The sequence below is a fragment of the Caballeronia sp. M23-90 genome (assembly GCF_053574605.1).
On record NZ_JBSIPA010000408.1, the window covers coordinates 1 to 5918 of the forward strand.

Here is a 5918-nt window from a genome sequence, read left to right on the forward strand (position 1 = left end):
TGCATCTGCGTATCAGCGCGTTGGCGCGCCTTGCACCTGATGCGCCGGTCCAGCTCGCCACGCGAAAGCCGCGTCTCCACTGGCGAAAACGATGTCAGCGCCGGCGCATCAGGTGCAAGGCGCGCCAACGCGCTGATACGCAGATGCAGCGCGGTCGGGAAACGGGTCGTGTGCGTCGTCATGGGCGTGAAGTCCTCTGAGCGTGGCCGTTTCGGCCCGCTCAATGGCCACAGGAATTGCGGCTTCATTGGGATGACGATTTGCGCACAAGAATATTTACCTTTATTTTCGGGGCCGAATACCGGGCTTCACGTGAAAGGCATGAAACAGATACGCGCGACTAAATATTTCCCCCGCTAAAACGTCAATGAGGCAAGAGGCGCATTCCGCGCCACCGTGCTTCTCTCACTCGCCAAACGTAATGACCCCAGCCACCGAGCGTTACGACGCCACCTCGAACGAGAGCGCGCCACCCAAGCCCGCCTCGCGCCTGATCCTGACGCTGCTCAAGCGTTCACGCGGCGCGTTCACGCTCGCCATCGCCGCGTGCGTGCTGAATGGCGTTGCAAGCGTGACGCTGGTTGCAACGCTGAACCGCGCGCTGTCGCAGCCTTCATCGGCGGATAGCACGCTTGCATGGCGGTTCGCGTTGTGCGCGGTGGTCGCGCTCGCCACGCGGATCGTGTCGGGCGTCCTGTTTGCGCGGCTGTCGCAGGACACGATGGCGCAATTGCGCGAACGCGTGGCCAAGCGCGTCGCGACCGCCGAGTTGCGCGACGTAGAACGTATTGGCGCGGCGCCCGTGCAATCGGTCCTGACCGATGACGCCACCAACGTCTCCATGCTGTTCTTCGCCTTGCCCAACATCGTGATGCACGGTTCCATCGTGTGCGGGTGTCTCGCTTATCTCGCGTGGCTGTCGTTGCCGGTGTGCCTGCTTGCGTTGACCGCCATCGTGGTCGGTTCATTCGGTTATTACACCGGGGACAAACGCGCGATCGCCTCGCTTGAAGCGGCCGGCAAGTCGCAAGACAAGTTGTTCGGCTATCTCGGCGCGCTGTTTACCGGTGCGAAGGAGCTGAAGTTGCATCAGGCGCGCGCAACCCAATTCGTCGATGGACAATTGGGTCTGGCGATTGGCGAAGTGCGCGATCATCGGCGGCGGGCGTTCAGTGCCTATGCCGTTGGCGTGGGCTGGATCATCTTCGTGTTTTACGTGTTCCTGGGCGCTGCCGCTTTCTGGCCGTCGTTGGGCGTCCGTGCCGATACCCCTGCCGCAGCCGGTTACGTCATCGTGTTCCTGTTCATGCTGGTGCCTCTCGATGGCCTGCTCAACAACCTGCCGACCGTGAACGCAGCGCGCGTGTCGCTCGACCGGATCGAAAAGGTGATGGCGGAATTCGGCGGACTGTCCACGGCGGACGTTCAGACGCCGCCGTCATCGAGCGCTTCTCAAGCGTCGTTCAAGACACTGACCCTGCGTGGTGTCACGCATTCGTACTTCCACGAACGAGACGAACGCATGTTCCGCATCGGACCCGTGGACCTGACGTTCAGGCCTGGGGAGCTTGTGTTTATCGTGGGCGGGAATGGCAGCGGCAAGACCACGCTCGCGAAGGTGCTGACAGGTCTTTATGAGCCGGAGGGCGGCGTTATCGAAGTCGATGGCAAGCCGGTGGGGTCGCTCGAACGCCCCGCTTATCGCGAGCGTTTCACGGCAGTCTTCAATGACTTCCATCTGTTCGATGCTCTGCTTGGCATCGTCGATCCGAACGATCCTTCCCGTGCCCAGGCCGATGCCCGCGCGAACGCACTCATCGGCAAGCTGGCGCTGGATCACAAGGTGCAAGTGGTGGACGGCGCATTCTCCACGCGCGCGCTTTCCACAGGGCAACGCAAGCGCCTTGCGCTGGTGATCGCATATCTTGAGGACCGGCCGTTCTATCTCTTCGATGAATGGGCCGCCGACCAGGACCCTGCATTCAAGGCCGTGTTCTACGAGCAATTGCTGCCCGAACTGCGTCTCGCGGGGAAGACGGTGGTCGTCATCACGCACGACGACCGCTATTTCCCGCTTGCCGACCGCGTGTTGAAACTCGACAACGGCAGTATCGTCAGCGAGACGTACGGACCAGAGCCTGCCCTCGCGAACGGATGAAGATAAGGGGCTGGCGGACAGGTCTGCACGCCAGTGCTCAAAACACCGTACCGTTGATTGCGAGACCTGCGGGCCGCGCCTCGAACCTGTACTGAAGGTGCGTCGGATAGTGCGCATCGATCTCGCGCACCAGGCGGTCGATCTCGTGCGTGAGGGCATCGAACCGTTCCACCTTCAACAAGTACCCCGCCTTCATCAAACCTTCGCCGAACTTCTCCACCATCAGCGCTGCGAGTGCGGGCGTTTCCGCGCCGCGTTGTACATCGTGAATGCGGGCGCACGCGTAGCGCTGCATTTCATCGATCAAAGCCTCGGCGTCATCGGTCATTGTTTCCCCGCCTTTAGTAGTTCTATAGCCAGCATCAACCCCAATTGTTCAGGTTTGCAGGTATTTATTGTGTTGAAGAAGGGGTTTGCGGCGTATAGATTTCGTAAACACACCGTCGTTTCATTCCGCGTGAGCGTGTCCGAGCATCCGGAGATGAAGCGCCTCGGTTGCATCGTCCGCAGGAAACAAGGATTCGATTCGCAACTCCTCCGCAGCAACCGTTTGCGGCGTGCCGACGGTCGTGACCATGGAGAAGTAATTGAGTGTCGCGCCGTCCTTGGCGAAGCTGATGGGAATGACCGGCGTGCTGCGCGTAGCCGGTCCGGCGTCGAGGGTCTCCGCAGATTTCCAGCCGGTCTTGACGTCGGGATAAGCGAGCAGCGCGTCGATCAACTCGCGCGTCTTTTCATCGATAACCCGCCCGACCGATTCACGATGCACCCGCTGAATCAAACTCCTGGCGACCTCCTCCCAGTTGGCGATGAACGGCCGCATGCCATCGGGATCGAACATCAGGTGCAGCATGTTGCGAGGCGTTTTTCGCGCGGACAGGTCGATGAAGCGATTGAAGAAACGCGGCGCCGATTCATTGGGCAAAAGCACGTTCCAGTAGCGGTCCATCACGACTGCCGGAAACGGTTCGTGCTGCTTCAACATGCGCGCGAGCGCCCCTGTCACGCTCTGCATTTCCTCCGCGTTCCAGGCGCCTTCGGAATACATGGGCGCGAAACCCGCAGCAAGCAACAACGCGTTGCGCTCGCGAAGCGGAATGTCGAGCGCCTGCGCAAGATTGAGGAGCGTCTGGCGGCTCGGCGCGCTCCGTCCGCTTTCTATGAAGCTGACATGCCGTTGCGACACGCCGGCATCCAGCGAGAGATCGAACTGGCTCCTGCCGCGCGTACTTCGCCATTGGCGCAGCAGCGTGCCGAGTTCAGTAACAGGTTTGGCAGAGGACTTCATTCCATACTCATTCAATGCGGGTTCGGTCGATCAGGATACGCTCAACTCCAGTCGAGCCGCGCGTACCCCGCGCCAACAGTCATGCAGGGACCCACGCCTGAGCCTTGAACCGGTCTTCGACCGGCGTGCCGGCCATGTTGGTCGTCGTCGCGGCCATCGTCGATATCCCGATACTCGTGATCACCTCGAATATCTGAAGCGGCGAATATCCCGCCGATGTAAACCGCTCGATATCGCCCTCGCTCACGTTACCGCGTTTTTCGATCAGCGCCCGGCTCAAGCCCGAAAGCGCCGCATATTTAGGATCGGCTGGCAATTTCCCTGCACGGATCGCGTTGACGTCCGCTTCGGCCATGCCATCTTCAAGGGCAAAGGTGGAATGCGCCGCCACCGTCCAAGGGCACTTGATCGTGACCGCGTTCGTGAGCAGCAGGGTCTGTTTCTCGCATTCGTCGAGACTTCCGCCATGAAAACTCGCGAAGCTGCCCGCGAAGCCGTTGAGCAAAACCGGGTTGGCGGCCATGGTCGCCATGACGTTCGGCAAAAAGCCGAATTTTTCAACGAGGGCTTCGAGCGTGGGCCGCGATTGTGCCGGCGCCGATTCGATCGTATAAAGTCTAAAGCTTTGCATTCCTAACTCCTTCAATGGATTTGAACAAACAACATGAGCATTTCGTGTCCCCCAAGCGAGCTGATGTGCCAGGGGATGACTCTCATCTTAGAGAGCGCAGGAATATGTTCAATTACCTCCGATGTAATAACGCAGAGTTCGTCGGCGTGCATTTCGACGCCCCGCGCGTGGGCGAGATCGTTGATCTACATCAAGGGACGGGATTCCTGAGCCCATAGACTTTTCGTCAAGCGCCGGGCGCCTGACAGGTAGGCCACCGCGAGCACCCACCAACGGAGTTTCTGCGATGAGCCTCACAAGCATCCTGGTCCAGCTCGACACCAGTTCACGCTCGACCGCGCGCCTCAAGTTCGCAATGCGGCTCGCCCGGCAATACGGCGCGCATCTTACGGGAGCCTTGACCAGCTTCACGCCGGACCCGCGCACCTTTTACGTGATGGCCGGTTATTCCGAGTATTTCCAGGAGCATCGCAAGCTGCGTCTCGAGCGGCAGAGCGCGCTGGAACAGGTCTTCCACGCAGAACTGGAAGACGCCGGTGTAGCGGGACGCTGGGCCGGCAACATCGACTATCCGAACGATGACATCACCCACCTAGCGCGGTGTGCCGATCTCGTCATTGCCGGACAGGAAGATCCGGACGATCCCGAATCGTTTATTGCCGATCATTTTCCGGAAGCGCTCGTGATGTCCGCAGGCCGCCCGGTGCTCTTCCACCCGTACGCCCGCGAGTTCACGACGTTCAGCGAAAACGTGATGGTCGCGTGGAACGGCAGCCGCGAGTCCGTGCGCGCCGTGCATGATGCGTTGCCGCTCTTGCGGCGGGCGAAGCGGACCACCATCGTGACGGTCGACGAATTACATGACGCGGCGTGCGGCGATCGCATCCCCGGCGCGGACATCGCGCTCGTTCTGACGCGACACGACGTGAACGCAAACGTGGTCCGGCTCGGACACATCGAAAACACGGCGGCAGGCGGCCTGCTGCTCTCGAAGGCAGCGGAACTGGGCGCCGATCTGATCGTGATGGGCGCGTACGGCCACTCGCGCTGGCAGGAACTGGTCATGGGGGGCGTCACGCGCAGCATGTTCCAGTCGATGACCGTCCCCGTACTCATGTCGCATTGATCACAGGAAGAATTGCCATGTATAAGCGAATCATTGCGCCCGTCGACGGCAGCGAGACATCCAGCCACGCACTGGAGGCCGCGCTCGAACTCGCGCGAGATCACGGCGCCGAGCTCAGGCCCGTCTACGTAATCGATGTCCCGCCGCTATCGTATTCGGGCGCGGTGTTTGATCCCACCCCGATACGCGACGCCTTTGTGACCGAAGGCGAACACGTTCTCGCCGATGCAGCCGCGAAGATGAAACGCTACGGCGTGAAGGGCACGACAAGCATGGTCGAAGTCGAGCCGCTTGCCGACGACATCGCGCAACGCATCGAGCATACGGCGCAAGCCTTCGATGCCGACCTCATCGTGATGGGCACGCACGGCAGGCGCGGCTGGCGGCGGCTTTTGCTTGGCAGCGTCGCCGAACATTTCCTGCGCCTCTCCACAATGCCGGTGCTGCTCGTTCCGCATCATCCGCCCACACAAATGAAACCGGACGTTGCGGGAGTGCTGACATGAGCTACAAGACCATCCTCGTGCATATCGATGACAGCCGGCGCAGCGGCGCGCGGGTCGACTTCGCCGTCGACCTTGCCCTCAAGCACAACGCCCATCTGATCGGGCTGTACATGGTCTGCCGGAATGAGCTGCGCCCACTCATAAAGTCAGACGAAAGCCTGAGCCTCGCCGTCCACGAGGCGCAGGCCCGCGCCCGACTCGCGCGGGCA

The 5918-nt window shown here is 61.0% G+C and carries 8 protein-coding genes; 4 read left to right on the forward strand and 4 right to left on the reverse strand.

The features are described from left to right. A partial coding sequence (locus ACRXB1_RS28400) for a hypothetical protein (RefSeq protein ID WP_449493925.1) occupies positions 1-182 on the reverse strand: 182 nt, incomplete at its 3' end. Positions 183-421: 239 nt separating this feature from the next. On the opposite strand from ACRXB1_RS28400, the gene ACRXB1_RS28405 reads away from it, so the two are divergent. Then, positions 422-2158 (forward strand): cyclic peptide export ABC transporter, encoded by a 1737-nt coding sequence (locus ACRXB1_RS28405; RefSeq protein WP_075358274.1) that lies wholly within the window; start codon positions 422-424, stop codon positions 2156-2158. Between the two features lie 37 nt (positions 2159-2195). Here ACRXB1_RS28405 and ACRXB1_RS28410 read toward each other — a convergent pair whose 3' ends face one another. The 3 genes from ACRXB1_RS28410 to ACRXB1_RS28420 form a co-directional block, all read right to left on the reverse strand. Continuing rightward, the gene (locus ACRXB1_RS28410; RefSeq protein WP_075358273.1) at positions 2196-2486 is read right to left on the reverse strand and encodes a hypothetical protein; all 291 of its coding nucleotides are present in this window, start codon (positions 2484-2486) and stop codon (positions 2196-2198) included. A 120-nt stretch (positions 2487-2606) separates the two neighbouring features. After that, positions 2607-3446 (reverse strand): helix-turn-helix domain-containing protein, encoded by an 840-nt coding sequence (locus tag ACRXB1_RS28415; RefSeq protein ID WP_449493926.1) that lies wholly within the window; start codon positions 3444-3446, stop codon positions 2607-2609. A gap of 79 nt (positions 3447-3525) precedes the next feature. Next, the gene (locus ACRXB1_RS28420; RefSeq protein WP_075358271.1) at positions 3526-4077 is read right to left on the reverse strand and encodes a carboxymuconolactone decarboxylase family protein; all 552 of its coding nucleotides are present in this window, start codon (positions 4075-4077) and stop codon (positions 3526-3528) included. Between the two features lie 286 nt (positions 4078-4363). Between ACRXB1_RS28420 and ACRXB1_RS28425 the strand changes: the two genes are divergently transcribed. The 3 genes from ACRXB1_RS28425 to ACRXB1_RS28435 form a co-directional block, all read left to right on the forward strand. After that, a complete protein-coding gene (locus tag ACRXB1_RS28425; protein WP_449493927.1) occupies positions 4364-5203 on the forward strand; it encodes a universal stress protein in 840 nt (279 codons plus the stop codon). 17 nt (positions 5204-5220) lie between these two features. Beyond that, the gene (locus tag ACRXB1_RS28430; protein WP_449493928.1) at positions 5221-5709 is read left to right on the forward strand and encodes a universal stress protein; all 489 of its coding nucleotides are present in this window, start codon (positions 5221-5223) and stop codon (positions 5707-5709) included. Continuing rightward, positions 5706-5918, forward strand: a 213-nt coding sequence (locus ACRXB1_RS28435) for a universal stress protein (RefSeq protein WP_449493929.1), incomplete at its 3' end; no start/stop codon positions are given. The genes ACRXB1_RS28430 and ACRXB1_RS28435, both read left to right, overlap by 4 nt.